Source organism: Paraburkholderia hospita (genome assembly GCF_002902965.1).
In the GTDB taxonomy this organism is placed as follows: domain Bacteria; phylum Pseudomonadota; class Gammaproteobacteria; order Burkholderiales; family Burkholderiaceae; genus Paraburkholderia; species Paraburkholderia hospita.
Map to the genome: position 1 here is coordinate 1,668,337 of NZ_CP026105.1, position 26,903 is coordinate 1,695,239.

Below are 26,903 nucleotides of genomic sequence, written 5' to 3' on the forward strand. Positions count from 1 at the left end.
ATGGACAAGCTCAATCGCAGACGTTTTCTTGCATTCGCCGCAGGTCTCGCCGCCGTACCCGCTGCGCAGGCCCGTATCGCGCTCGACCGTTTGCCGCCGCCCGACGCGGACGATGGCCTGACGTTCCGCGTGCTCGCCATTCACGACATTCGCGACGACTTGCGCGCCGATGTGTCGACGGTCGCCGATACCTGCGCGATCAGCACGGCCACGCTCAACACGATCTTCGCGTGGCTGAAGGCGAAGGACTTCCGCCCGGTGAGCGTCGATCAGATCGTCGCGTCGCGCAACGGCGGTCCGCGCCTGCCGCCGCGCGCTGTGCTGCTCACCTTCGACGACGCATACAAGAGCCAGTTCACGCACGCCTTTCCGCTGCTTCAGCAGTACGGCTATCCCGCGCTGATCGGCGTCGTCACGCGCTGGACCGACACGCCCGCAGGCGACCCCGTGCGCATCAGCCACAAGTCGGTGATGCCGCCGGGCTACTTCATGAGCTGGGACGATCTGCGCGAGATGGCGAACTCCGGCCTCGTCGAAGTGGCGTCGCACACGCACGACATGCACCACGGCGCGCTTGCCAATCCGCAAGGCAATGAACTGCCCGCCGCGAGCGCGCATCTGTATTACCCGCAACTGGAACGCTACGAGACGGACGAAGAGTACCAGGCGCGCGTGCACGACGACCTGAAGCAGAGCGTCGACCTGATCGAGGCCCGCACGGGCGTGGCGGTGCGCTCGGCCGTGTGGCCGTACGGGATGTACAACGCGGCGCTCATCAAGGCGTCGCAGGCGCTCGGCATGTCCGTGCATTTCACGCTCGACGATGGTCCGAACACGCCCGACGTGCCGCTCACGGCAATTCGCCGCCTGCTCGTGTCGTATGACTGGGACGTAGGCACGCTGATCGCGCAGATGCGTTCGTCGCGCCTGTATCGCGGCGAGCACAATCCCGTCGAGCGCGTGGTGAACGTGTCGCTCGACGAGATGTATGACATCGATCCGAACAAGAGCGAAGAAAAGCTCGGAAGGCTGCTCGACCGCATCAAGGATCTCGAACCGAAGTCGGTGTACCTGAAGGCGTACTGGGACCCCGACAACACGGGCGTCGCGCGCGCGCTGTACTACCCGAACCGCCATATGCCGATGCGCGCCGACCTGTTCAACCGCGTTGCGTGGCAACTGATCACGCGCGCCGGCGTGCAGGTGTACGCGCGCATGCCGCTGCTCGCGTTCGATCTGCCGACAGGGCATGCGGCGACAGGACGTTTCGTCGAAGTCGCAGCCAACGGCCCGGCCGATACGCGTCAAGGCCGCACGCCGCGCCTGAGCCCGTTCGATCCCGTCGCGCGTCAAACCATCCAGGACATCTACGACGATCTCACGCGCTATTCGAGCTTCAACGGCGTCGTGTTCGGCGCGGACGCGACCTTGAACGCGTACGAGGACACGAGCGCCGCGGCATTGGCCGTGTACCGCTCGTGGGGCCTGCCCGGCGACGTCGCGCAGATTCACGCATCCGACGATCTGATGCAGCGCTGGGCGAAGGGCAAAACTGCGTATCTGAACACGTTCACGAACCAGCTTGCCGAGCGCGTGCGCGCCTATCAGGGCGGCGGCAACGTGCTGACGGCGCGCACCGTGCCCGCCGAGGCCGTGTTCGACGCGAACGCCGAGCGCAACTTCTCGTTGAGCCTCGCGTCGTCGCTGGCGAACTATGACTTCGTCGCGCTGGCGGCGCAGCCGCGTGCCGGTGGCGAGCGCGTCAGCGACGCGTGGCTCGACAGCCTGCGGCAGACGGTGATGCAGCAGCAGGGCGCGGTGGCGAAGACCGTGTTCGAGCTGCCCGCCATCAACCGGCAGACACAGCAGCCCGTCGAGGCGGCCGTGCTGCGCGCGCAGATGAAGCGGCTGAACGCGGCGGGCGTCGTGCATCTGGGCTACGGGCCGGACGACTTCCTGAAGAACCGGCCGGACACGACGGTGCTGCGCGACGTGATGTCGGTGCAGAGCACGCTGAGATCGAATCAGGGGATGTTGGGTTGAGCCTCGCGCGACGCATGTCGATCAAAGCGATGCCAACCCGGACCAGGGGACCACAATGAAAAACGCAATGAACATCATCTCGAACTTCGTCTTCTACTATCCGCTGCTGATGGCGTATCTGTGGATGGTGGGGGGATTGCTGCACTATCTGCTGATCGAGCGCCGCGACGCCGGGCGCAAGGCGGCGCCGCCGCTCGCCTCGTATCCGAAAGTGTCCGTCGTCGTGCCTTGCTACAACGAAGCGGACAACGTGCGCGAAGTGATCGCGTGCCTCGACCAGCTGAATTATCCGAACTACAACATCATCGCGATCAACGACGGCAGCCGTGACGAAACGGGCGCGATCCTGAACCAGCTCGTGAACGTCTATCCGAAGCTCGTCGTCGTGCACCAGCATCAGAACGAGGGCAAGGCGATCGGTCTCACGACGGCCGCGATGCTGTCCGATGCCGAATACCTGATGTGTATCGACGGCGACTCGCTGCTCGACAAGGAAGCGATCGGCTGGATGCTGCGCCACTTCCTCGACGATGCATCCGTCGGCGCGGTGACGGGCAATCCGCGCATCCGCACGCGCTCGTCGCTGCTCGGGCGCATGCAGGTGGGCGAGTTCTCGTCGATCGTCGGCCTCATCAAGCGCACGCAGCATATGTATGGACGCTTGCTGACGGTGTCGGGCGTGGTGTCGATGTTCAGGAAGCGCGCGCTGCAGGAAGTGGGCTACTGGAGCTCCGACATGCTGACGGAAGACATCGACATCAGCTGGAAGCTGCAGGTGCAGGGCTGGGGCGTGGATTTCGAATCGCGCGCGCTTAGCTGGATCCTGATGCCGGAGACCTTCCGCGGGCTCTACAAGCAGCGGCTGCGCTGGGCGAAGGGCGGCATCCAGGTGCTCTTCAAGTATGCAGGCGCCGTGCTGTCCCGTCGCAACATGATGATGTGGCCGATCTTCGTCGAGTACGCGACCAGCATCGTGTGGGCGTATTGCATGCTGTTCACGCTCGTGATGATGGCGGCCACCGCGCTCTTCACGCTGCCCGAAAGCTGGCGCTTCGCGTTCGTGCCGCGCGGCACGGGTGTGCTGCTGTTCGCGACCTGCTGCGCGCAGATTCTGATCGGCTGCCTGATCGATCGCCGCTACGACAAGAACCTGCTGCGCTATTTCGTCGACACCGTCTGGTATCCCGCCGCGTTCTGGGCGATCAGCATGATCGCGTCCGTGATTGCGCTGCCGGGCGTGGTCAGCCAGCGTCGCAGGAAACGCGCGCGCTGGGTCAGCCCGGATCGCGGCATCCGTTCGAGCGGCGCGGTAACGGCCGACGCCTCGGCGGCATTGCTCTCGCAGCGAACGGAATGAAGCATTGAAGCACGTGGGATGAAGCAATCGAATTGACAACGCAAGTCAACCGTCTCAGGGGAAAAACATGGAATTTCCGATCATCGATGTTTCGAAGCAGTCCGTCTCGCAGTTCGCTACGGAAGGCAGCAGGGCCAAAGCCATGCGCACCGTTGCGTGGTATCGCGTGGTGCGCCCGACGCTCGTGCTCGGCACGTGGGTGCTGGCCGCGCTGTATATCCGCTGGTGTCTTGCGAATGCGAGTGAAGAAGAGCTGTCGCTCGACGCGTTCATGCCCGGCATCATGGGCATCGGTATTGTCGCTCTGGCGATGATTCTGTGGACCTTCGGCCGCCAGATGGACGCGATGAGCACGAACCGCGTGCGCCGCATGCCGCAGACGAGCGAGGTGCAAGCGCCGCAGACCACGCATGAAATTCCCGAAGGCGATGCGGGCCGCTGCCTCGTCGCCTATCACGATGCCGACGGCATGATCTCGCACGTCATGAGCGTGCGCGAGTTCGAACGCGAAGCGGCATAAGCGAGCGCGTTCTCACAGTACAAACACACGCAACACGGAGACCAACATGTGCGGAATCGTAGGAGCAGTGGCCCAGCGCGACGTCGTCGGCGTGCTGACGGAAGGCCTGCGCAGGCTCGAATATCGCGGCTATGACTCGTGCGGCGTCGCCGTCCTGCAACACGGCGCGCCGCGCCGCGTGCGCAGCGTCGAACGCGTCGCGAATCTCGCGGACCAGGTTCAGGAAGCAAGGCTGGCGGGGACGATCGGCGTTGCGCATACGCGCTGGGCGACGCACGGCGCGCCCGTCACCGACAACGCGCACCCGATCTTTTCTCGCGACGAGATCGCGCTGGTGCACAACGGCATCATCGAGAATCACGAGCCGCTGCGCGACGAGCTGACAGCGCTTGGCTATGTGTTCGAATCGGATACCGACACGGAAGTGATCGCGCATCTGATCCATCACACGCGCGAGCAGGACCCGTCGCGCGATCTGCTGACGGCTGTGCAACGCGCGTTGCTGCGTCTGCGCGGCGCATATGCGATCGCCGTGTTCGCGAAGAACGAGCCCGACCGCGTGATCGGCGCGCGCGCCGGCTCGCCGCTGGTAATCGGCGTGGGCGAGCGCGGCAACTATCTGGCCTCGGATGCGATGGCGCTGTCGGGCACGGTCGAACATTTCATCTTCCTCGAAGAAGGCGATATCGCAGTGCTGTCGTGCGACGGCGTGCATATCGTCGATCGCGACGGCGCGACCGTGCGCCGCGAAGTGCAGGCGCAGCACACGAGCCACTACGCGGCCGAACTCGGCCCGTACCGTCACTACATGCAGAAGGAAATCTTCGAGCAGCCGGACGTCGTCGCCGACGCGACGGAGCGCGTCCGTTCGATCACCCCCGCCTTGTTCGGCGCGAATGCGCAGCGCGCGTTCAACGAGATCGACTCGCTGCTGCTGCTCGCGTGCGGCACGAGCTATTACTCCGCGCTGACGGCGAAGTACTGGCTCGAATCGATCGCGGGGATTCCGACGCAGGTGGAGATAGCGAGCGAGTACCGGTATCGGGAGAGCGTGGTGAATCCGTGCGCGATGGTCGTCGTCGTGTCGCAATCGGGCGAGACGGCCGATACGCTCGCCGCGTTGAAGCATGCGCAGGAACTCGGCCATCACCATACGCTCGCGATCTGCAACGTGCCGCATAGCTCGATGATGCGGCTCACGGAATTGCAGTACCTCACGGGTGCGGGGCCGGAGATCGGCGTCGCCTCGACGAAGGCGTTCACGACGCAACTGGTCGCGCTGTTCCTGCTCGCGCTCACGCTCGGCAAGGAGCGCGGCCACGTGAGCGCCGACGACGAAGCGCACGCGCTGCGGCAACTGCATCATCTGCCTGCCGCGCTCAATAGCGTGCTCGCGCTGGAGCCGCAGCTCGTCGCATGGGCGGAAGCGCTTGCGCGCAAGGACCACGCGCTCTTTCTCGGACGCGGTGTGCATTACCCCATCGCGCTCGAAGGCGCGCTCAAGCTCAAGGAAATCTCGTACGTGCATGCGGAAGCGTATCCGGCGGGCGAGCTGAAGCATGGGCCGCTGGCGATCGTCACCAACGAGATGCCCGTCATCACGATCGCGCCGAACGACGCGCTGCTCGAAAAGCTCAAGTCGAACATCCAGGAAGTGCGCGCGCGCGGCGGCCAGCTGTACGTGCTCGCCGATGCGGGCACGAAGATCGAAAGCCGCGACGGCGTGCGCGTGATCCAGCTGCCCGAGCACTATGGGCCGTTGTCGCCGATCCTGCATGTGGTGCCGCTGCAATTGCTCGCGTATCACACGGCCTGCGCACGCGGCACCGACGTCGACAAGCCGCGCAATCTCGCGAAATCGGTCACGGTGGAGTGAAGGGCGCTCATGCGGACTACGATTGCAGTGCTCGTCGTGGCGGCCACGGTGGCCACAAGCTGCGTCGTTCCGTCCGCGCTAGCGGGCGGAACGAAGGCTGCCAAAGCCGCTAAAGCCGCGAGCGTGCCGACGGGCGACCTGCGCGCCTACATGCACGGCATCGGTGCGATTACGGATGCGCAGGGCGTGACGACCGTGTTCTTCAGCAGCTCGGGCCTGCCGCCGCGCGGCGCGGGGCGCGACCGCAACTGGACGCACGATGTGTACATCGCGCGCTGGACACCGCAGCAGCCGAAGCTCGACCGTCCGCGCGTGTTCATCAGCCGGCCGGAGGCGCAGGAGCCCGTGTCCGTCGCGCAGAACGATACGGGCCGCGTGATGGTGTCGTTCGAGGACGGCTGGAACACGCCGAATGAAGTGAGCCAGCGCTATGGCGTCTATACGTCCGATCTGAAGGACGTGAAGCCGTATCCGAACGATGTGCTGTCGGGTGGTCACTCGGGACATGTAGCCGCCGTCGGCTCGCGCTTCGTCGTGTTCTATTCGAACGACTGGGTGAACGGCGGCGGCGTCGATAACCTCGGCACGGGCAACGGCGTGTATGTGAAGACCTACGATGCCGACGGCGCGCTGCTGCAGGCCATTGACGTCGCGCCGCGCGTGCGCGAATGGTGGCCGATGATTGCCGCCTCGCCGACGCGCGCGCTGCTCGTGTGGCAGCAGTACGTGAGCGGCGAGACCTGGGCGCGGCTGAAGGTCGCGACGCTCGATCCGTCGACGGGCGCGCTCAGTGAGCCGCGCGTGATCGCGGACCGGCTGCTGTACTACACGTATGCGGCGGCGTACGTGCCGTCCATCGATCGCTTCGTCGTCGTCGCGACGAGCGACAAGGGCAAAGGCTTCGCGCAGCTGATCGACGCGAGCGGCCAGACCACGGCGACGCTCGATTGCATGCCGGCGTCAGTGCGCGAGGCGGGCATCCCGGTGATTGGCGAGCGGGCGTTCACGCCGTCGCAGGATGGACGGCTGCTGCATCTGAAGCTCACGCCTGCGTCGATCGAACTGGCGGGCACGCAGCCTTCGCCGATTGCGTGGACTTATACAGGCAGCGTCGGGCTGGTGCGCTCGCCGACCCAGTTGCATTGGGTCGCGACGAGCCCGAAAGGGCTGCAGGAGGCGGACTTCGATCTGAAGGCCGGGAATGCAGTGAAGGTGCCCGATGCGAAGGATCTGTGCAAGGGATAGCAATTTCCCCGTGCGTGCGGTGACACTCCGGGCCGCACGCACCCCACTTTTTGTATCGCTGTACCGGCCAGATACATTGGGACACATAGCCGGGAATGGGCCAGGGTATAAAACCGTCATCGCATCGAGGAACACGCCATGACTACCCACACTCACCACGGCTCATGCCATTGCGGCGCCGTCAAATTCACCGTCGAAACGCCCGTCGCGCCCGCCGTCCGCTGCAACTGCAGCCTGTGCCGGCGCAAGGGCGCGCTGATGTCGCCGTTCTTTCCGGCGGGCGCGCTCAATATCGTGTCCGGTGAGGACAGCCTGACGCTGTACCAGTTCAACACGCAAGTCGCGAAGCATTATTTCTGCAAGCAGTGCGGCATCTATCCGTTTCATCAGACACGCAAGGACCCGAACCTGTGGCGCGTGAATATCGGCTGTCTGGACGACGTCGATCCGTATGCGCTGGAGTCGTCGGTGTCGGACGGCAAGAGCCTGTCCGTGGTGGAAGACGCCTGAAGGCCGCCTGAAGGGTGCATAAAGGACGCGTAAGATAAGCGAACTCTGGCAGGCGAAGGAGCCTTGTGTGGACAAAACGGATCACGTTCTGATCGTCGACGACGACCGCGACATTCGCGAGCTGGTCGGCACGTACCTCACCAGGAATGGCGTGCGCGTGACGCTCGCGTCGGGTGGCCGGCAAATGCGCGCGTCGCTCGCCGACGAGCGGCCCGACCTGATCGTGCTCGATCTGATGCTGCCCGGCGAAAGCGGCCTCGACCTGTGCCGCGAACTGCGCGCGGGTGAATTTCAGACCATCCCGATCCTGATGCTGACGGCGCTGAGCGAGGAGACCGATCGCGTGGTCGGCCTCGAAATGGGCGCTGACGACTATCTGGCGAAACCCTTCGCGGTGCGCGAGCTGCTGGCCCGCATCCGCGCGATCCTGCGGCGCGCCCGCATGATGCCGCCCGGCGGCAGCGACGAGCCGGCGAACGCGGCGCACTTCCTGCGCTTCGGCGACTGGCGGCTCGATACGATCGGCCGCAATCTGATCGACAGCGACGGCACGATGGTCGCGTTGAGCGGCGCGGAATACCGGCTGTTGCGCGTGTTCGTCGACAATCCGCAGCGCGTGCTGACGCGCGACCAATTGCTCACTCTCACGCAAGGGCGGCAGACGGAACCGTTCGACCGCTCGATCGATCTGCTGGTGAGCCGCGTGCGTCAGCGTCTGGGCGACGACGCGCGCGAGCCGCGCTACATCAAGACCCTGCGCAACGAAGGCTATGTGTTCTCGTCGCTCGTGACGGCCGAGGACAACGGCGGATGAACGCGGCAATCGCTCGTCTGCGCGGCCTGTGGCCGCCGCGCACGCTGTTCATGCGGCTGTCGCTGATTTTCGTGGCCGGGCTGCTGGCCGCGCAGACGCTGTCGTTCTGGCTCACGATGACCGAGCGCAACGAGGCGACCATGCACGTGATGGTCGGCTACATCGGCCAGGAAGTAACCAGCTCCGTCGCGCTGCTGGACCGCCTGACGCCCGCCGAGCGCGAGGAATGGCTGCCGAAGCTCGCGCGGCGCAGCTATCGTTTCGTGCTGGGTCCGGGCACGAGCGGCATGCCGCCGGACGCGAAGCTCTCGCGGGAAATCGGTGCGTCGATCGCGAAGGACATCGGCCCGCAGTACAAGGTGACGGCCAACGAGGTCCCCGGCGAGAGCGAGCATCTCGAAGTGCACCTGACGCTGAGCGACGGCACGCCGCTCACGATCGACATGCATCCGATGCACGGCATCCCGCTGTCGCCGTGGCTGCCGCTCGTGCTGGTCGCCCAACTGGCGCTGCTCGCGGGCTGCGCGTGGCTCGCAGTGCGCCTCGCCACGCGTCCGCTCGAACGTCTCGCGCGCGCCGCCGACACGCTCGGTCCCGATCTCGCGCCCGCCGCGCTGCCTGAAGACGGCCCCGAAGAAGTGGCGCGCGCGTCGAAAGCGTTCAACGCGATGCAGACGCGCATCGGCATTTATATGCGCGAGCGGTTGCAAATCCTCGCGGCGATTTCGCACGACCTGCAAACGCCCATCACGCGGATGCGGATACGCGCCGATCTGCTCGACGACGAAGCCGAGCGCGCGCGCCTGCAAAAAGATCTGAAGGAAATGGAATTGCTGGTGCGCGAAGGCGTCGCCTATGCGCGCACGCTGCACGGCGCCGACGAAAAGCCGCGCCGCATCGATCCCGATGCACTGATCGAAAGCATGGTCAGCGACTATACGGATGCGGGCGATCCCGTCTCGCTGACAGGGCACGTCGGCCAGCCGGTGACGACGCGCCCGCAGGCACTGCGCCGCATTCTCGGCAACCTGATCGACAACGCGCTGAAGTATTCGGGGCACGAAGCGGTGACGGTGGAAGTGAGCGTCGATGCGTCGCGCGGGCGGCAACTGTCGGTCGTCGTACTCGATCGCGGTCCCGGCATTCCGCAGGAACTGCTCGATGCCGTATTCCAGCCGTTCTATCGCGTCGAAAGCTCGCGTAACCGTGAAACGGGAGGCACGGGGCTCGGACTCGCCATCGCGAAGCAACTGGCGCAGTCGATGAGCGCCACGCTGACCTTGCGCAACCGCGAAGGCGGCGGGCTGGAAGCGCGGCTCACGCTGTGACGGGTGCCGCCGCGCCGTGCTTCGTCGCGGCGCGCACGTAGTCGACGAAACGCGCCACGACGGGATCGTCGCGTTCCGTCTGCCATGCAAGTCCGACGCGCCATTGCGCGGAGGCGTCCTTCAAACGCAGCACCTTGGCGTCGCGCAGCAGATGTTCCGCGCGCGACGGCACGAACGCGACGCCGACACCCGCGGCGACCGCGGCGAGCACCGACTGGAAATCGTCCGCCTGCTGGATTACGCGCGGCACGAAGCCGCGCTCGGCGCACCACGCGTCGATCATGGCCGCCGTCCCTGGCCCTTTGCTGCGCGCCAGCGCGATGAAACCCAACTCATTGAACTCGTCCAGCTTTGCCGGCAGGCGCTTCCACTTCGCGTGCTGCGGCACCGCGAGCGCAAGCGACTCGTCGATCACCGCGAACGCGGACAGACCCGCGGCGGCAGGCAGGCGCACGAAGCCGACGTCGAGCTTGCCGGCGAACATGCGCCGCGTCTGCTCCGCCGACGACAAGTCGTTCAACGTGACGCCGATCTGCGGATGCTGCGCGCGATACGCGGCGATCAACGGCGGCGCGAGCGTGAGCGTCGACAGGCACAGGCCGATGCGCAGATGGCCGCGCTGTCCGCTGCTCGCCTCGCGGGCGCGGGCGAGCATGTCGTCGGCATCGCGCACGAGCGTTTCGGCATCGGGCAGGAACGCCTCGCCGAATGCCGTCAGCCCGGCGCCGTGACGGCCGCGCTCGAAGAGCCGTCCGCCGAGACTCTCTTCGAGCACGACGATCTGTTTGCTCAGCGCGGGCTGGCTGAGATGCAGCGCTTCGGCGGCGCGGCCGAAATGCCGAAGGTTCGCGACCGTCAGGAACGCGCGTAACAGACGGATTTCCATTCTCGTAAGTTATCGTATCGATTGGATTATTCATTTTACTTATCGAATGGCGAGCGGTCCAATGATGGCATCCGATTCATCTTTTGAGACCCGCCATGTCCACCTTGCCCTCCGCGACGCTGCGCGTCGCGTCGATTCCGTTCGCCGCGCGGCACGGTGAGATCGACCATAACGTTGCGCACGTCGTCGCGCGGATCGAGCAGGCGGCACGCGAACGCGTCGGGCTCGCCGTGTTTCCCGAAGCCTGCCTGACGGGCGGCATGGACACGCCTGCGTCGGCGGAGGCACGCAGAACGCGGCGCGCGGAGATTGCAGCGCTTGCGGCGAGCGTCGATAGCGCGAGCGTGCAGGCCGTCGCCGATGCCGTCGAGCGAACTGGCGTGGCGGCGGGTGTCGGGCTGATCGAGCGCGCGACGAACGGCGATCTGTATAGCAGTTACGTCGTCTGTCTACCGGGCGGCAAGCGGCATGTGCATCGCAAGCTGCAACGCGATGGTCAGCGGCATATCGCGCGCGGCGACTGCTTCACGGTGTTCGATGCGCAAGCGGGATGGCGGCTCGCGGTGCTGATCGGCGGCGACAACTATCTGGTGGAGAACGCGCGCATGGCCGCGCTGCTCGGCGCGGCGCTGCTGGTCGCGCCGCATGCGCAGACGGACGCAAGCGACGAGGCGGGCGCATGGATGCGCCGCGCGCTGCCGGCGCGTGCGCTCGACAACGGCATGTTCGTCGTCTACAGCGACGCGGGCGACGGCGCGATTGTCGATCCCTGCGGTCAGGTCGTCGCCCAACGCGCATCCGGCGACGATATGATCGCCGCGGATCTCGATCCCGCTTCGATCGGCGCGAGTCCGGCGCACCGCTGGCTCGAAGCGCGACGCCCGGACCTGTATGCGCGGCTCGCGCATGAACCGTATTCAGGCGCGCAGCTTTTCGAGCCGCGCAGCGCGAATGCGCGCGGCGCTGTGGCCGTGAGCGTCGCAGTCGTGAAGCGCACGCAGGCGCGTTTCTGATCGTTCGCGCATGGGCGCTGAAGCGCATTGTCGCGATTTCGATGCGCACAAGAGGACGAACATACGCACATCGATAACAGCGCATTTTTTTCGCGCTCTATACTGAAGGGATCATTCTTCTTCGAAAGCAGGCCATGCGTCGTTTATCAGTCAGGCGGTCGCCGATTCACGGCAAAGGTGTGTTCGCGCTATGCATGCTCGCGGCGGGCGAACGCATCATCGAATACAAAGGCGAAGTGACGTCATGGCGGCGTGCCGCGCGGCGCATCGAACGCACGGGCGACTACGGGCACACATTCGTGTTCGGCCTGTCGGATGGACGCGTGATCGACGGCAGCGTCGGCGGCAATAGCGCGCGCTGGCTGAACCACGCGTGCCGGGCCAATTGCGAGGCGGTCGAGATCGACGGCCGCGTGTTCATCGAAGCCGCCGTCGATATCCAGCAGGGCGAAGAACTGTTCATCTCGTACGGACTGGCCGTCGACGACCCGCAAGACGAGGAAACGCGCAGCCAGTATGTGTGCCGGTGCGGATCGCCTGCATGCCGCGGCACGATGCTCGCGACGGGGGAAGACGCGCTGGCTTGAGGCGTGAGCTTGCGGGTTCTGGACGCTGGCGCGGGTTCGGGAAGGGCTGCCGTCGGGCTGTGATACAGTCCCCGCAGCGTTCCCGAGAGGCGTCCATGACAAACCGACCACGGAAGACCCTGCATTCCCCGGCACCGACCTTGCCGATGTTGCTGATGCAACTGGAGGCGTCGCTGCCTTCGCTGATGGCGCAGCCCGCGTCATTGTCGAGCGCGCTCGTGCGCGTCTGCCGATGCCTCGACCGCGCCGGGGCGCCGATGCGCCAGCGCAAGCCGCGCGCGGCACGGCCCGCCCGTGTGAAAGCGGCGAACGTCGATAAGCCGATGTCGCTGCCGCTCTTTCCCTGATGTACGCGTGAACCTCGCCTGCAACGCGGCGAGCGGTTTGCGTCACCTCTCTTTTCTTTTCCTTACCGACGTTCGAGCAGAGCGAGACGCGCAGGCGCGCGTCGCTGATCCCGTCAGGACGTTCCCGCTGTCTCACGCGGGCGCGCGCCCGGCACGCGCGGAAACGCGATCTGCACGGCAAGCCCGCGCCGTCCGATGCCCGAGCCGATATGAATCTGCGCGTTGAAATGCGCGGCAATGCGCGCGACGATCGACAACCCGAGCCCGCTGCCGTTGCCGCTCGCGGACGCCGACGCGCCGCGAAAGAAGCGGTCGGTGAGACGCAGGCGTTCTTCGTCGGAGACGCCGGGGCCGTTGTCGGAGACCGTCAGCGATACCGTCTGCGCGTCGGCCAGCACGGTGATGTGTACGCGTCCGCCGGCCTCGCCGTACTTGATTGCGTTGTCGAGCAGGTTGTCGATCAGCGTGCGGGCCAGCGCGCGGTCCGCATAGACTTCGGCGTCGCGCTCGCCCGAGAGCACCACCGCCATCGATTTGTCTTCAGCATGCGGCGCGCGGAACGCGATCGCCTCGCCGGCGACCTCATGCAGCCGGACGGGCGCCGTCGCCACCGTGTCGCGCTCATCGAGCCGCGCGAGCAGCAGCAGCTGCTCGGCAAGATGCGCGCTGCGGTCGACGCCCTGGACCACGCGGCGCATCGCCTGCTGCTGTTGCGCGCTGTCGTGCGCGGCGAGCGCCACCTGCGCCTGGACCTTGATCGCGGCCAGCGGCGTCTTCAGCTCGTGCGCGGCGTCGGCCGTGAACGCGCGCTCGCGCAGGATCGACTGCTGCAATCGCGCGAGCAACTGGTTGATCGCATCGACGAGCGGCCGGACTTCGGCGGGTGACGGATTGACGTGAATCGGCTCGAGATTGCGGCTGTCGCGCATGCGCACGGCCTTCGAGATCGTCGACAGCGGCCTGAAGCTGTGGCCCACGCTGAACCAGACGAGCAGCGCGAGCACGGGCAGCGCAAACGCCATCGGCCGCGCGATGCGGCTCGCCACGCCCGTCGTCAGGTCACTGCGCACGTTGGCCGGTTCGAACACGCGCACCATGCGGCCCGTTGCACTGTCTTGCAACGCGTAGGCGAGCCAAGGCTGGCCGTCCACGGTCATCGTGTGCACGCTTTGCGCGGCTTCGCCCGGCTGGGCGGCGCGATGCAGCGCGGCAAGGCCGGGGCTCGCGACGATCACGCGGCCGGCTGCATCGCGCACCTCGAAGAGCGCATAGCGGGGCCGCGCGTCGGTGTCGTCGTCGAGGGCGGGCGACGCGCGCGAGTACTCGTTGCGAACATCGATACCGCCAGTTGCGAGCCGCGCCAGGTTCGGGTCGTCGAGCCGCGCCAGCAGATGCGCGAGCTGGATCAGGCGAGCTCTGTCCCATTCGTCGACTTCACGCGTCGCGTTGTTGAAGCTCCACGCGAACATGACTGCCCACACCGCGCCGACGCTGACGAGAATCAGCCACATCAGGCGGCGGCGGATCGATGTCGAGCGCGGCTGCGTCATGTCTTGTCCACGATATAGCCGAAGCCGCGCACGGTGCGGATCACATCGCCGCCGAGCTTCTTGCGCAGGTTCGACACGTGCACTTCGATCGCATTGCTTTCGACTTCCTCTTGCCAGCCATACAGGCTTTCCTCGATCCTGGCGCGCGGCTGCGGCACGCCTGAGTGCGTGAGCAGGTGGATCAGCACGGCCCATTCGCGCGCGGTGAGCGGCACGCGTACGCCGTTTCTCGATACCGTCTGCGCGACGGGGTCGACGCTCAGGTCGCGCCAGGCAATCAGCTCGCTGCCGCGCCCCTGCGAGCGGCGGATCAGTGCACGGCAGCGCGAGACGAGCTCCGCGAGATCGAACGGCTTGCCGAGGTAGTCGTCGGCGCCGGCGTCGAGGCCGCGCACCTTGTCGGCGGCGGTGTCCTTCGCGGTGAGCACGAGCACGGGGATGTCGTTGCCGCGTGCGCGCAGCGACTTCAGCAGCTCCATGCCGGAAAGTTTCGGTAAGCCGAGATCGAGGAGCACGAGCAGATAGGGCGTGGTCGCGAGCGCGAGTTGCGCATGCTGACCGTCGCGCGCCCAGTCGACGGTGAAGCCCGCATTGCGCAGCGCGACTTCGAGGCCGCTGCCGATCAGGTCGTCGTCTTCCACGAGAAGAATGCGCATGGTGTCGTTGTCCGGCTTGTGCCTGGTCTCTGGCTGTCGTATTGACTGCGAGTCTAGCGCGGATGCCGCATGGCATGTATACGTGCGCTTGCCATCGTTTGAGGGTGTTAAGCATTTCTTCAGGTTCCCGCCGTTAGCATCGCCGCCTGACGCGTGCCTCGCGCTTGCGTCAGCGCCATGTTCGATCCGGCCCGCCGTACGACTTCATAAGAGACCGACAATGAACCTCAATGCTTTTGCCCAACGCGCCGCCTATGACGGCGTCGCACGCCTGTTCCACTGGCTGGTCGCGCTGCTCGTCGCCGCGCAGTTTGTGATCGGCTGGACGATGCCTGACGTGCATCGCGATACGTTGCCCAACGGCTTGATCGCATGGCATCTTGGCGTGGGTGCGGCGATCGTCGCGGCGGTGGCGTGCCGCATTGCGTGGCGCGCGACGCATGTGCCGCAGGCCGCGGAATTGTCGCGCGCACTCAGCGTGATTTCATCGACGACGCATGCGCTGCTGTACGCGCTGCTGATCGCCGTGCCGCTCGCGGGATGGGCGAACGCGTCGTCGCGCGGCTGGACGGTGAAGCTGTTCGGGATGGTTCGCTATCCTGATCTGACGGCGTCCGGTTCGCCGACGGGCCACGCACTCGGCGACGTGCATAGCTGGCTTGCATGGGTGCTGCTTGCGCTGATCGTGCTGCATGTAGGCGGCGCGTTGTTTCACCGCGTCGTGCTGAAAGACAACGTGTTGCAGCGGATGCTGCCGTAAGTCGCAAGCAATGTGATGCAAGCCGCCTGAAACACGTATCGACTTCAAGTGCTTAATATTCCCTTCAGAATCCGCTCGCTACCATCGGTGCGTCGTGTTCAGCATGGCTGGGCACGCTCGAATCTGTCGCACCGTCACGCAGGCTTCACATCAGCGAAGTAGCAGCAGCGGGCCGGTGCGCGCCACGTAGGGCTGGCTCGCCATGAAGCAAACCACTGTTCAGATGATCCGCGCGCACCTCGTCACCGCTTCTGTTGCCGCGACGGCCATCGACGTCTGTGTCGTGAGCCTGCTTTTCTTCTGCAAGTTTCCACAGACGCTGTTCGAGACAGCGACGTTCCGGGTGCTGACATTCGGCCTGTTGCTGGCTGCCGTTCTGATTACACGTCGTGCAGCGCGCATGGCATTTCGCGCGGCTGTGAAAAGACGTCATGCGCATTTCATCGGACCACGGCGCGATGCCGTTTGCGTCTCCGCAATCTGTCCCGCGCGCGGACTCGTCATCCTTCATCTGCATTTCATCGGCATGCCTTACGTTCCCGTTCAAGCGACGGGATGGTGATGCGGGCTGTGTCTTCGTGGCTGCGCGCGTCGACACGACGGCCAGCCTGCGTTCATTTCAGCGGGAGCAATCGACAACATGCAGGACACGCTGTTACGTATTGACTGGTTACCGATGATGCTTGTGTGCGGCGCAGCGCTGTATGCCCTCATGGCCGTGCTGGCCTCGCTCGTGTCAGTGTCGCGTGCCGCCGCGCACGAACGGCGATCGTTGCCCGCGCGTGCGCCGATGCCCGTCAGCGTGCTCAAGCCTCTGTGCGGCGCCGAGCCACGGCTCTTCGACAATCTCGCGACCTTCTGCGAGCAGTCGCATCCGTGCTTCGAACTGATCTGCGGCGTATCGAGCGCGAACGATTCCGCTATCGCGATCGTCCATCGCCTGCAGGCCACCTATCCGCATTGCCGGATTTCGCTCGTCGTCGATCCGCGCGTGCACGGCACGAACCTGAAGGTGAGCAACCTGATCAATCTCGCGCAATGGGCGCACCATGACGTATTCGTGATCGCGGACAGCGATATCGCCGTCGAAGCGGATTACCTGGAGCGCGTTTGCGCGCCGCTCGCCGGTCCGCAGGTTGGCGTCGTCACGTGCCTGTATCGCGCGAAAGGCATTGCCGGCTTCTGGTCGCGCGTGGGGGCGCAGTTCATCAACGAATGGTTCGTGCCGTCGGTGCGCATCGCACATGCGTTTGGCTCGACGCGCTTCGGCTTCGGCGCGACGCTCGCGCTGCGGCGCTCGACGCTGGCGGGCATCGGCGGCTTCGAGCGGCTGCGTAACACGCTCGCCGACGACTACTGGCTGGCCGGTCATGTGCGCGAGTTGAATCTGCAAACGGTGCTGTCGCCCGTCGTCGTCGAGACGGATGTGACCGAGCGCACGCTCGCCGCGCTGTGGGATCGCGAGACGCGCTGGCTGCGCACGATCCGCTCGGTGAACCGCACGGGCTTCGCGTCGCTGTTCGTGACATTCACGCTGCCGTGGATAGTCTGCGGCGCGTGGCTCGCGTTCGCGTTGCATCGCGCGAACGAGCATCCCGCCGTGTCGATCGCGCTCGTCGTCGCTGTCGTGACGGGTGTGTCGGCGCGCGTCGTCCTGCATGCGCTGATGGGCGGCGAGCGACGCCAGTTCTGGCGCGATCTCGCGCTGATGCCCGTGCGCGATGCATTGCTGTTCGCGCAGTGGGTGGCAGGAGCGTTCGGCTCGACGGTGGTGTGGCGCGGCGTACGCGTGCCCGTCGAAGCCACGGACAACGCCACGACGGTTTTCCGGCCTGAACCCGCCAACGCACTCGAAGTATCCGATGGACGCTGAGCGCGTCGCGAGAGCATCGCGCGCGCTCAGCTCAATTACAACTCGTGGAAAGCGAATATGAAGAAGACGTTATTTTTGCAGGCACCGTCGTACGACGGTTTCGACGGCGGCGCGGGGTCGCGTTATCAGGCAAAGCGCGAGATCCGCTCGTTCTGGTATCCAACGTGGCTTGCGCAGCCGGCCGCGCTGGTGCCGGGCAGCCGCGTGCTCGACGCACCCGCCGATGGTCTTTCCGTCGAAGCGTCGCTCGCGATCGCGCAGGAATACGAACTCGTCGTCATCCATACGAGCACGCCGTCGTTTCCGACTGACGCACTGTTTGCTGAGCAGTTGAAAGCGCGCGCACCGAAGGTGTTGATCGGCATGGTCGGTGCGAAGGTCGCCGTCGATCCGCACAACTCGCTGACAGCGAGCGAGTCGATCGATTTCGTCTGCCGCGAAGAGTTCGATTTCACCTGCAAGGAGATCGCCGAAGGATTGCCGTTCTCGCAGATCAAGGGCCTGAGCTATCGCGCCGCGGACGGCTCGATCGAGCACAATGAAGCGCGCCCGATCCTCGAGAACATGGACGAGCTGCCGTTCGTCGCGCCCGTTTATCAGCGCGATCTGAAGATCGAGAACTACTTCATCGGCTATCTGAAGCACCCGTATGTATCGATCTATACCGGGCGCGGCTGCCGCTCGAAGTGCACGTTCTGCCTGTGGCCGCAGACGGTGGGCGGGCATCGCTATCGCACGCGCTCCGTCGAGAACGTGCTCGAAGAAGTGAAGTGGATTCGCGACAACATGCCCGAAGTGAAGGAGATCATGTTCGACGACGACACGTTCACCGACTTCAAGCCGCGCGTCGAGGAAATCGCGCGCGGTCTCGGCAAGCTCGGCGTCACGTGGTCGTGCAACGCGAAGGCGAATGTGCCGTACTCGACGCTCAAGATCATGAAAGAGAACGGCCTGCGCCTGTTGCTGGTCGGCTACGAGTCAGGCGACGACCAGATTCTGCTGAACATCAAGAAGGGCCTGCGCACCGACATCGCGCGGCGCTTCTCCGAAGACTGCCGCAAGCTCGACATCAAGATTCACGGCACCTTCATACTCGGCTTGCCGGGCGAAACGAAGGAGACGATCCAGAAGACCATTGAATACGCGAAGGACATCAACCCGCACACCATTCAGGTGTCGCTCGCCGCGCCATATCCGGGCACCACGCTCTACAAGCAGGCCGTCGAAAACGGCTGGCTCGAAGAGAACAAGGTAATCAACCTGGTGAGCAAGGAAGGCGTGCAGCTGGCGGCCATCGGCTATCCGCATCTGTCGCGTGACGAGATCTATCACCATCTCGAACAGTTCTACCGGCAGTTTTATTTCCGTCCGTCGAAGATCTGGGAGATCGTGCGCGAGATGCTGCTGAGCTGGGAAATGATGAAACGGCGTCTGCGCGAAGGCGTCGAGTTCTTCCGTTTCCTGCGGGCGCGCGAGGCATGACGCGACAGTCGGCGCAGCGCTCGATAAACGCTCCCCGACGCGCGCTGATCGTGACGGCCGACGACTTCGGTCTGCATGTGCGGATCAACGAAGCCGTCGAGCGCGCGCATCTGCATGGTGTCCTGACGTCGGCGAGCCTGATGGTGTCCGCGCCCGCCTCGGCGGATGCGGTGCGCCGCGCGCACCTTTATCCGAGTTTGCGCGTCGGTTTGCATCTCGTGCTCGCGGACGGCGTCCCCATGCTCGCCACGCATCTGATTCCCGCGCTCGTCGACAGACATGGGCGGCTCGGGGAACGGATGGTGCGCAACGGCTTTCGCTTTTTCCTCCTGCCTGAAGTGCGGCGCCAGTTGAAGGCGGAAATCCGCGCGCAGTTTCAGGCCTTCGCACGCACGGGGCTCACGCTCGATCACGTCAATACGCACAAGCACTTTCATCTGCATCCAACGGTGCTCGCGATGATTATCGAAGTGGGGAGCGAATATGGGTTGAAGGCGATGCGGCTGCCGTACGAGCCGGGCGCGCCTGCGTGGATCAGGCCGTGGATGGCACGCGTGCGCAAGCAGCTGGATAATGCCGGTATTGCACACAACGACTACGTGATAGGCATGTCGCAGACAGGGCATATGGACGAGGCGGCGCTGCTCGCCGCGCTTGCACGGCTGCCGGAAGGCGTCGGCGAGATTTACAGTCATCCCGCCGTGGCCGGAGAAGGCGCGATCACGCCGACGATGCAGACGTACCGGCACAGCGACGAACTGGACGCACTGCTGTCCGCGCGTGTCGCGTCGGCGATAGCCGCGAGCGGGGCGATCACGGGCGGTTTCGCCGACGTGTTCGCGCAGCCGTCTTACCTATGATCAAGTGGCTCAAATGGCTGGGATTGCCTGCGGGCATCGCGGTGCTGATCGCATTGGCGTTGCACAGCGGCATCGACGACGTGCTGCACGCGATCCGTTCGGCAGGCTTCGCGCTGCTGTGGCTCGTACCGCTGCATGCGCTGCCGTTGCTGCTGGATGCCCAGGCGTGGCGGCTTCTTCTCGGCAGAAGTGCGTCGCTCGCCTATCTGTGGTGGGTTGCGACCGTGCGTGAGGCGGTGAGCCGGCTGCTGCCTGTCGCAAGCATCGGCGGGGAGTTCGTCGGCGTGCGGCTCGCGCGCTGGAAAGTCGACGAGACGGGCTTGGTGTGCGCGTCGGTGATCGTCGAGGTGCTGGTGACGCTCGCCGTCCAGTATGTGTTCGCCGCGCTCGGGCTCGTGATGATCGTCGCGCAGACGGGCCACGATGGTTTGCTCGCGACCGTCGGCGCGGCGTTGCTGCTGTCGTTGCCGCTGCCCGTCGTCGTGTTCTTGCTGCTCAGGCGCGGCGGGCTATTTCACGCGATCGAGCGCTGGTCCGCGCGTCTGCCGATGAGCGCGCACTGGAACGTGGAGCGCATCGGCGGCGCGCGGCTCGATGCCGCGATCGATGCGTTGCTGCGTGAGCCGCGTCTGCTGTTGCGCGCGTTTGTCTGGCAGTTTGCCGGCTATCTGCTCGGCGCGTCGGAGGTGTATGTCGCGCTGTGGATGCTCGGACATCCCGTTTCCATTGGCGGCGCGATCGCCATCGAAGCGCTCACCCAGGCGGCGCGCCATGCGGCGTTCTTCGTGCCGTCGGGGCTGGGCGTGCAGGAGGCTGTCGTCGTGTTGCTCGCGCGAATGTTCGGCGTCGATGAGCAGACGGCGCTGTCGCTTGCGCTCGTCAAGCGGATGCGCGAAGTCCTGTTCGGCTGTGTGGCGCTGGCATCGTGGCAGGCGGCAGAGCTCGTGCGCAACCGTGGTGGTGGTGTCGCGAGAAACCTGCGCTGAGTCCTGTCGAGCATCGCGCGGATGCTTTAGGGCGCCAGCGTTCTCGCTGATGATCCTGTTCTTCATGCCACGCATGCTGTGCGTCGCGTGTGCGCGTTGCCGAATGCGAATCGCAATCAACTAGGTTCCGGAAATATTCGTGCCGATGTCATAGGCTGAAAGCCGGTTCCCTCGATTCGATTCAGAACGGCTGCGCATGCCGCCCTTGTCAACGTTTCCGACCCGAACGCTCGACGCGCTCAAACGAGCCGGCCTGCTAGGCACGGCTGCGCAGGTCGCCGTGCTCGACTATTTGCAACGCACGGAGCACGGCCATTTCAGCGCGGAAGAGATTCACCGCCGCATCGCTGCGGGCGGCGAACGCATGAACCTGTCGACCACCTATCGCGTGCTCAGTCAGCTGGTGGAGGCGGGCTTCGTCGCGAACGTGCCGCTCGGCAAGCATCACAGCCTCTACGAACTGAATTCGGGCAAGGCGCACGATCATCTCGTGTGCGTCGTGTGCGGGCGCGTCGAAGAGTTCTCCGACCCGAAGATCAATCGCCGGCGCATCGCGATCGCGAAGAAGTTCGGCTTGCGCATTGTCGGCAAGACGCTGGCGTTGCACGGGGTGTGCGCGGATTGCGCAGCGCGCGCACATCCACCGAGGCCGCGTGCGAAGTGAGCGTGGGACATAAGCGCGGAACATCAACGTGGGACATCAGCGCCGCGCCCGTTTGTGCGCGCTGGAAAGGAGTGTTTCCGCGCGACCCGTTAATCCGTGGCGCGCGAACCGCTAAAGTGACTCTTGTGCGCGGTGCTTCCCTTCGCGCGCGAGAGAGCTTCCCCCGGTCGCCGCACCCGGCGTCCGGGGGTTTTTTCGATTGCTCCGTTTTTTTGACGCGCGTAACGTGAGCCTGCCTCTTGAGAACAGGCGAGCTTTTTGTCGAGCCCCGCGCCGCTCCGATCACGTCCGGCCGGGGCTTCTTTTATGGCATCTCTCCGTTCGCGCGCCGTGGCTCAGCGCGTGTGACTGCCCGCTGACGCATTCCCGTCGTACACTCCCTGATCCATGATCCAGCGCGCTGCGAAGGGGGACAGCCTCATGTCGGACGATATGTTCAACACCAGACGGCTTCGCGACCCGGCGAAGTCGGACCTGCAGCACCTGCTGGACGGCGTCGAGCAGTTCAGCGACGAGGTGTTTCCCGCCACCCAGGCGCTATTCGAAAGTCTTGCGCAAGGTCAGGCGCCGCACACGCTGTTCATCACGTGTGCTGACTCGCGTGTCTCGCCGGAAATGATTACGCAAACGCATCCGGGCGAGCTCTTCGTGTGCCGCAATATCGGTAATATCGTCCCCGCTTACGGCGAAATGCTGGGCGGCGTGTCGGCTGTCGTCGAATACGCGGTGCTTGCGCTGAACGTGCGGCAGATTGTGGTATGCGGACATAGCGACTGCGGCGCGATGCGCGGCCTCGCGGGCACCGCGCCGATGACAGCGGAAGACATGCCGACCGTCAATGCGTGGCTGCGCAATGCGGAGACGGCGCGCAGCGTCGTGCAGGCGCGCAAGGTCGACAGCGATCATCTCGTGCAGGCGCTCGTCGAGGAAAACATCCGGCTGCAACTGATGCATCTGCGCACGCATCCGTCCGTCGCCGGGCGGCTCGCGCAAAAGCGCCTCGATCTCCAGGGCTGGGTGTAAGACATCGGGCATGGGCGCATTTCGGTGTTCAACGAAGACGATGACAGCTTTGAAAGTCTCGGCGAGGCGCGCACGCGAATTCAGCGGGAGCAGGGCGGTTGATCGCGCAGGGCGCGGTGCGGCCGTTTCGCTTCAATCGCCCATCGCCGCCGCGCGCCGCAAGAATCCCAGCGCTCGCTCATTGTCGAGATACGCGGTATTGAACCGGACCCACGGCGTCATCTCTCCGTGCGGCCGGTAGTAGCTGCCCGGCTGAACGGTGATGCCGGCGCGGGCCGCTTCGGCGACGAACACATCCGAATTCGGCACGCCCGGCACGCGCGCCCACACCAGCGTGCCGCCGCACGGCTCGTCGAACACTTGCCAGCCGATGCCGTTGAGCAATTCCACCGCGGTCGAAATGGCGCCATTCACGCGCCGCCGCAGCCGTTCCAGATGCTTGCGATACGTGCCGCGCTCGAGCAGCGCGGCCACGACGCGCTCGCTAAAGCGCGTGCCGCCAAGGCTGGTGAGCGCCTTCACTTCGACGAAGTGCTTGACCAACCCCGCTTCGGCGGCGATATAGCCGAGCCGTAGCGACGACGACAGGCTCTTCGAAAACCCGCCGATGTACACGACGCGCTTCAGCCGGTCGAGCGACGCGAGACGTTGCGTGGGAATCGCCTGGAAATCCGCGTAGACGTCGTCTTCGACGATCATGAAGTCGTGTTCCTGCGCGAGCTGCAGCAACCGGAAGCCGACGTGCGGCGCGACGTTCGTGCCCGTCGGATTGTGAAAGACGGTGTTGATGAAAAAGAGCTTCGGCCGATGCTCCTTCAGCAGCGCCTCGACGGCCTCGACATCCGGCCCGCTCGACAGACGCGGCACGCCGACCAGCTCGATACCCTGCAGCTTGAGCAGCCCGAACAGGTTGAAGTAGCCGGGATCTTCGACGAACACGGTATCGCCCGGCTTGAGCAGCATCCGCACGACGAGGTCGAGCGCCTCGCTCGCGCTGTTGGTCACCATGATGTTCTGCGGCTCCGCCGCCACGCCGACAAACGCGAGGCGCTGTTCGATCTGCACCCGCAACACCGGGTCGCCCTGTGGAATCGCGTAGTCGATAAGACTGCGCGCGTCCGTGCGGGACGCCTGGCGGATCGCCTGCGCAATGCCTTCGACATCGCGCCACGCCTCGGGAATGAAGCCGATCGACAGGTTCAGCACCTCGTCGGGCCGCTCGAACTGCCGCAGGATCTGGTCGGATTCGGGCGTCGCGCGGATCGCGTCGAGCCCGCGCGTGGCGCGCGGCGCCTTTTCGAACTGTTCGGCGACGTAGTAGCCGGAACCGTGCTTGGGCTGCAGCAGGCCGCGCGTGGCGAGCCGGTCGTAGGCCTCGATGACGGGAAAGCGGCTGATGTTGTGCTCGGCCGCGAACTTGCGGATAGACGGCAGGCGCATGCCGACGCGCAGTTCGCGCGCCAGGATCAGCGCTTCGACCTGACCGACGATCTGTTCCGTCAGCGGGGTAGCCGTTGCGACGTCGAGGGTGATCTTCATTCGCCTCCCTGTCGACCAGAGTGGGCGCGCTAGCACCTTACTTTGGTCCCATCAAGATGATTGCTCTGAAAGTGTTCATGCGAGTTTGCCGAACACTTCACGCAAATTGATCGAAAGTGTTCATTCCAGTTATCGCAGTTTACCGGAACAATAGGCCCAACGAGTTAGTTTGTTTGTATGAATTTTAAAGTGAAATTCTCGGTAAATCAGTGGGTTAGTTGAAATTCGATGAATTCCTCGAACACTGGCCAAAACGAACGAACACTTTAGCTGATTCCGCAAAAACGGAACTGTACGAACTGAATTTCCGAGGCCGTGCAAAAAAGATACGGCCCAGCAGAACCTGAGAGAAAGCAGAACCTGAGAGAAACAACGAACGGCGGCCATTGACGAGAATCCGGCTGGACCGCCCAGACCTATATCGACCTTCAGGCGCGCTCCCTTTGCGGGAGCGCCCGTTTTGTTCGTCGAGAGCGTCTGGCTGCGGCGTGAGTCCGACACTCGGGCACGCATTCGGTGACAGCGCGCGAGGCTGCGATCGGCGGCATCGGGCCGATAAACAACACACACGTCTGACTGCGCCGGAGCGGCCGGGAAGCCGCGCCCGGCGTCAGATCCACGGCGGAGAACGGGGCTACAAGTTAAGCCTGTTGCGCTCATCGGCCTGCCGCCATTGGCGAGGCGATGCTGCCCGCCACACGGCTTTGGGTTTCTGGCTCCGGGTGTGAAAGAACTGGCCACGGTGGTGGACAGCTTGTTAAGCAGTACAGAGTTAACGCCAACCCCAAAGGAGATTGAGATGACGACCCAAGTGCAGGTTCAGCAAGCGCAGCCGCAACAACAATCGCAGGCGCAGTCGCAAACGGACAGGCAAGACGACAAGAAAATCACTGTCGTGGTCAAGCCGCGCAAGGCGCGTCCCGTCCTGATCCCGGTTCACTTGTAATGAACGCGCCGGCACCGTTGCGTGCCGGCCACGAACGGAGGCTGTCGTGATGGACGACATTTTTGAACCACAGGCGTTTGTGCTGGCGGGGAAGTGTCTCAGCACGTCGCCTTCGCTCGTCATCGAAGACGACGAGAACCAATACGAATTTCCGGCGGCCGTCGACGGTGAAGACGCGGCGTCCCTGATCAGCGCGCTGCGCGCCGGCGTCAAGGCGGAGGAGGTGATCTCCCGCTATTCGCCGTACGAACAGAAAGTGTTCGATCGTCTGAAGGAGCTGCAACTGGTGCGCGCGGTGAAACCCGCGCTGGCCCGCAGCGGCCTCGACGTGTTGCTCGAACTCGAAGATCTCGCCAACGATCTGCTGTATCGCACGCTCTATACGAACGTGTTCTGGGAGAAGTGCGCGTCCGCGAGTTCGGGCGCTGACATTCCCCTCAATGTGATCCACGGGATGATCGTGGAGAACTACCATTTCCTGTTCCGCGAAAGCTATTTCGACGCGCCCGTTCTGTCGTATGTCGCCAATACGGGCGTGCGGCTGTCGATGAACGAGTTCTACGCGGAAGAGTACGGGCACGACGAACTGTTGCTCAAGGCGCTGACCACGCTCGGCGTCACGCGTGAGGATCTCGCGCGCACGGTGCCGCTGCCGCAAACCATGGCGCTGTGTAACTCGCTTGCTTTCTGGGCACATAGCGACCCGCTGTTCTTCTTTTCGACGCTCGGCATCCTCGAAGGCAAGGACATCAAGCAGGATTCCTTCCTCGACGCCGCGTATCGGATCGGCGTCGATCCCGCTTTGCTCAAGCCCGTGAAAGCGCACTCCGACATCAACCTGAACGGCGGACACGGCAGCCTCACGCGCAAGATCTTCTCGCGCATTCCCGCCATCGCCGATGCGGACGTGCGGCGCATGCGCGCGCAAACGCATCTGTTCATCGAACTGTACGACCAGTTCTATACGGGCATCTGGGAACACTATTCGGCGTCCCCGATGCTGTTGCGCACACTCGACGTCGACGGGGAGGCATGATGCAGGCCACGACCGCAGCAGATCTTTTCGCCGCGCCGCGCTTTCGTCCCGGCGTGCAACTGATCGAAGAGCACAACGGCCTGACGCTCGACTATCGCGAGCAATCGTGTTCCGTCGTCGCCGACAGCCAGGGCGCGCTCAAGGCGTTCGTCGATTCGCTCCGGCGCGGCGACACGTCGATCCCCGAACTGAAGCGCCGTCATCCGGAGCTAGCGACTGAAGTCGACGGGCTGCTGGAGGAGTTCGACCGGCTCGGCCTGTTGACCGAGAGTGCGTTTCCCGCGCCTCGAGGCTGCCTGTCGGGCGAGGAGTTCTATCACCGGCTCAGAAAGTTCGCCGCCGAAACGATCGAGGCGAATTCGAAATCGCGTCTCTATCAAGGCCTCTGCGATCGCACGTTGCCGAAGAGCGCGCTGATTGGCTATGCGCTCGAATACTTCTATATCGTGCGCGAGGCGCCGGGTTTGATCGCGCCGGCGCTCGCGCATGCCGAACCCGTCAAGGTGCAGAAGCTGCTGCAAGGCTTTCTCGCCTCGGAACTGAATCACGACGACATGCTGCGGCAGTCGCTGCATGCCGTTTCCATCCGCACCGACAATCTCGACTATCTGGTGCCGCTGCCCGCCACGTTCGCGCTGTGCGCGTCGTTGGGCGTGTATGCGCGCCAGCATCCGTTGAGCTTCAAGTCGCTGCTGTTCCTGTTCGAGCAGCCGAGCGTGAGCTTTCATATCGAACTGGCTAACTATTGCCGCGAGACGGGCATCCCGGAAGGCTTCTGGCGTCCGATCGCCCGTCACGCGACGATCAACGACGAGTTCGATCACGAAGACATTTCGCTCAGCCTGCTTGCCGAAATCGAGGCCATCTCGCCTGAAGAACAGATGACGGTCAGGAAGCACGTGATGCTCGCCATCGAAACCATGGTGCTTCAGGAGAACCAGATTCTCGATTTCTACGGCCGCCAGCCCGTCGTCAAACCGCGCATCTTCGCCTGAGAGCCGT

General features: G+C 64.6%; 25 protein-coding genes and 1 pseudogene. 22 read left to right on the forward strand and 4 right to left on the reverse strand.

Translation table 11 applies throughout. The features are described 5' to 3' along the window. The 8 genes from pgaB (at position 1) to C2L64_RS07515 (ending at position 9,693) form a co-directional block, all read left to right on the forward strand. On the forward strand, positions 1 to 2,043 hold the full coding sequence (pgaB, locus tag C2L64_RS07480) for a poly-beta-1,6-N-acetyl-D-glucosamine N-deacetylase PgaB (protein ID WP_007734120.1): 2,043 nt from the start codon (positions 1 to 3) through the stop codon (positions 2,041 to 2,043). Positions 2,044 to 2,098: 55 nt separating this feature from the next. Then, positions 2,099 to 3,400: a poly-beta-1,6-N-acetyl-D-glucosamine synthase gene (gene pgaC, locus C2L64_RS07485; protein ID WP_007734119.1), complete on the forward strand. Its 1,302-nt coding sequence runs from the start codon at positions 2,099 to 2,101 to the stop codon at positions 3,398 to 3,400. 67 nt (positions 3,401 to 3,467) lie between these two features. After that, the gene (locus tag C2L64_RS07490; protein WP_007734118.1) at positions 3,468 to 3,920 is read left to right on the forward strand and encodes a hypothetical protein; all 453 of its coding nucleotides are present in this window, start codon (positions 3,468 to 3,470) and stop codon (positions 3,918 to 3,920) included. A 46-nt stretch (positions 3,921 to 3,966) separates the two neighbouring features. Beyond that, positions 3,967 to 5,796 (forward strand): glutamine--fructose-6-phosphate transaminase (isomerizing), encoded by a 1,830-nt coding sequence (glmS, locus tag C2L64_RS07495; protein WP_090837885.1) that lies wholly within the window; start codon positions 3,967 to 3,969, stop codon positions 5,794 to 5,796. 9 nt (positions 5,797 to 5,805) lie between these two features. Then, a complete protein-coding gene (locus tag C2L64_RS07500) occupies positions 5,806 to 7,041 on the forward strand; it encodes a hypothetical protein (RefSeq protein ID WP_090837883.1) in 1,236 nt (411 codons plus the stop codon). A gap of 138 nt (positions 7,042 to 7,179) precedes the next feature. Continuing rightward, complete coding sequence (locus C2L64_RS07505; RefSeq protein ID WP_007583673.1) at positions 7,180 to 7,551, forward strand: GFA family protein; 372 nt, start codon at positions 7,180 to 7,182, stop codon at positions 7,549 to 7,551. A 67-nt stretch (positions 7,552 to 7,618) separates the two neighbouring features. Continuing rightward, positions 7,619 to 8,365, forward strand: coding sequence for a response regulator (locus C2L64_RS07510; RefSeq protein WP_007583675.1), 747 nt, complete (start codon positions 7,619 to 7,621; stop codon positions 8,363 to 8,365). Continuing rightward, positions 8,362 to 9,693, forward strand: a complete 1,332-nt coding sequence (locus C2L64_RS07515; protein WP_090837880.1) for a sensor histidine kinase — start codon at positions 8,362 to 8,364, stop codon at positions 9,691 to 9,693. The genes C2L64_RS07510 and C2L64_RS07515 overlap by 4 nt, the downstream gene beginning before the upstream one ends. On the opposite strand, the gene C2L64_RS07520 is transcribed toward C2L64_RS07515, so the two are convergent. Beyond that, entirely contained in the window at positions 9,683 to 10,579 is an 897-nt protein-coding gene (locus C2L64_RS07520) for a LysR family transcriptional regulator (RefSeq protein ID WP_090837877.1), read from the reverse strand. The genes C2L64_RS07515 and C2L64_RS07520 overlap by 11 nt on opposite strands. Before the next feature lie 95 nt (positions 10,580 to 10,674). On the opposite strand from C2L64_RS07520, the gene C2L64_RS07525 reads away from it, so the two are divergent. The 3 genes from C2L64_RS07525 (at position 10,675) to C2L64_RS07535 (ending at position 12,526) form a co-directional block, all read left to right on the forward strand. Beyond that, a complete protein-coding gene (locus C2L64_RS07525) occupies positions 10,675 to 11,592 on the forward strand; it encodes a nitrilase-related carbon-nitrogen hydrolase (protein WP_090837874.1) in 918 nt (305 codons plus the stop codon). A 134-nt stretch (positions 11,593 to 11,726) separates the two neighbouring features. Then, complete coding sequence (locus C2L64_RS07530; protein ID WP_007583683.1) at positions 11,727 to 12,179, forward strand: SET domain-containing protein; 453 nt, start codon at positions 11,727 to 11,729, stop codon at positions 12,177 to 12,179. A gap of 95 nt (positions 12,180 to 12,274) precedes the next feature. Further along, the gene (locus C2L64_RS07535) at positions 12,275 to 12,526 is read left to right on the forward strand and encodes a hypothetical protein (protein ID WP_007734108.1); all 252 of its coding nucleotides are present in this window, start codon (positions 12,275 to 12,277) and stop codon (positions 12,524 to 12,526) included. A gap of 113 nt (positions 12,527 to 12,639) precedes the next feature. Here C2L64_RS07535 and C2L64_RS07540 read toward each other — a convergent pair whose 3' ends face one another. Continuing rightward, positions 12,640 to 14,076 carry an ATP-binding protein gene (locus C2L64_RS07540; protein WP_007583685.1) on the reverse strand — a complete coding sequence of 479 codons (1,437 nt, stop codon included), beginning with the start codon at positions 14,074 to 14,076 and terminating at the stop codon, positions 12,640 to 12,642. Continuing rightward, the gene (locus C2L64_RS07545) at positions 14,073 to 14,732 is read right to left on the reverse strand and encodes a response regulator (RefSeq protein WP_007583686.1); all 660 of its coding nucleotides are present in this window, start codon (positions 14,730 to 14,732) and stop codon (positions 14,073 to 14,075) included. Before C2L64_RS07545 ends, C2L64_RS07540 begins: the two co-directional genes overlap by 4 nt. Before the next feature lie 220 nt (positions 14,733 to 14,952). Here C2L64_RS07545 and C2L64_RS07550 point away from each other — a divergent pair, with 220 nt between their 5' ends. The 8 genes and pseudogenes from C2L64_RS07550 to C2L64_RS07585 all read left to right on the forward strand — a co-directional run bounded on the left by C2L64_RS07550 (position 14,953) and on the right by C2L64_RS07585 (position 22,482). Beyond that, on the forward strand, positions 14,953 to 15,492 hold the full coding sequence (locus tag C2L64_RS07550) for a cytochrome b (protein WP_090837872.1): 540 nt from the start codon (positions 14,953 to 14,955) through the stop codon (positions 15,490 to 15,492). Between the two features lie 202 nt (positions 15,493 to 15,694). After that, a complete protein-coding gene (locus C2L64_RS07555) occupies positions 15,695 to 16,054 on the forward strand; it encodes a hypothetical protein (RefSeq protein ID WP_007734106.1) in 360 nt (119 codons plus the stop codon). A 78-nt stretch (positions 16,055 to 16,132) separates the two neighbouring features. Further along, complete coding sequence (gene hpnI, locus C2L64_RS07560; protein WP_007734104.1) at positions 16,133 to 17,365, forward strand: bacteriohopanetetrol glucosamine biosynthesis glycosyltransferase HpnI; 1,233 nt, start codon at positions 16,133 to 16,135, stop codon at positions 17,363 to 17,365. Between the two features lie 57 nt (positions 17,366 to 17,422). Further along, on the forward strand, positions 17,423 to 18,847 hold the full coding sequence (gene hpnJ / locus C2L64_RS07565; protein ID WP_079485319.1) for a hopanoid biosynthesis associated radical SAM protein HpnJ: 1,425 nt from the start codon (positions 17,423 to 17,425) through the stop codon (positions 18,845 to 18,847). Continuing rightward, positions 18,844 to 19,707, forward strand: coding sequence for a hopanoid biosynthesis-associated protein HpnK (hpnK, locus tag C2L64_RS07570; protein WP_090837870.1), 864 nt, complete (start codon positions 18,844 to 18,846; stop codon positions 19,705 to 19,707). Before hpnJ ends, hpnK begins: the two co-directional genes overlap by 4 nt. Next, positions 19,704 to 20,693 (forward strand): lysylphosphatidylglycerol synthase domain-containing protein, encoded by a 990-nt coding sequence (locus C2L64_RS07575; RefSeq protein ID WP_090837868.1) that lies wholly within the window; start codon positions 19,704 to 19,706, stop codon positions 20,691 to 20,693. The genes hpnK and C2L64_RS07575 overlap by 4 nt, the downstream gene beginning before the upstream one ends. Before the next feature lie 196 nt (positions 20,694 to 20,889). Continuing rightward, positions 20,890 to 21,357: a Fur family transcriptional regulator gene (locus tag C2L64_RS07580; protein ID WP_007583693.1), complete on the forward strand. Its 468-nt coding sequence runs from the start codon at positions 20,890 to 20,892 to the stop codon at positions 21,355 to 21,357. A 420-nt stretch (positions 21,358 to 21,777) separates the two neighbouring features. Continuing rightward, a pseudogene (locus C2L64_RS07585) lies at positions 21,778 to 22,482 on the forward strand (carbonic anhydrase). 30 nt (positions 22,483 to 22,512) lie between these two features. On the opposite strand, the gene C2L64_RS07590 reads toward C2L64_RS07585, so the two are convergent. Then, positions 22,513 to 23,919 carry an aminotransferase-like domain-containing protein gene (locus tag C2L64_RS07590; protein WP_007583695.1) on the reverse strand — a complete coding sequence of 469 codons (1,407 nt, stop codon included), beginning with the start codon at positions 23,917 to 23,919 and terminating at the stop codon, positions 22,513 to 22,515. Positions 23,920 to 24,643: 724 nt separating this feature from the next. Here C2L64_RS07590 and C2L64_RS53090 point away from each other — a divergent pair. From C2L64_RS53090 to C2L64_RS07600, 3 genes are read left to right on the forward strand one after another with little or no spacing between them, the layout of a single operon-like run. Beyond that, entirely contained in the window at positions 24,644 to 24,865 is a 222-nt protein-coding gene (locus C2L64_RS53090; protein WP_131240041.1) for a hypothetical protein, read from the forward strand. 49 nt (positions 24,866 to 24,914) lie between these two features. Further along, positions 24,915 to 25,901, forward strand: coding sequence for an iron-containing redox enzyme family protein (locus tag C2L64_RS07595; protein WP_090837866.1), 987 nt, complete (start codon positions 24,915 to 24,917; stop codon positions 25,899 to 25,901). Then, entirely contained in the window at positions 25,898 to 26,896 is a 999-nt protein-coding gene (locus C2L64_RS07600; protein ID WP_244144666.1) for an iron-containing redox enzyme family protein, read from the forward strand. Before C2L64_RS07595 ends, C2L64_RS07600 begins: the two co-directional genes overlap by 4 nt. Positions 26,897 to 26,903 lie beyond the last annotated feature (7 nt).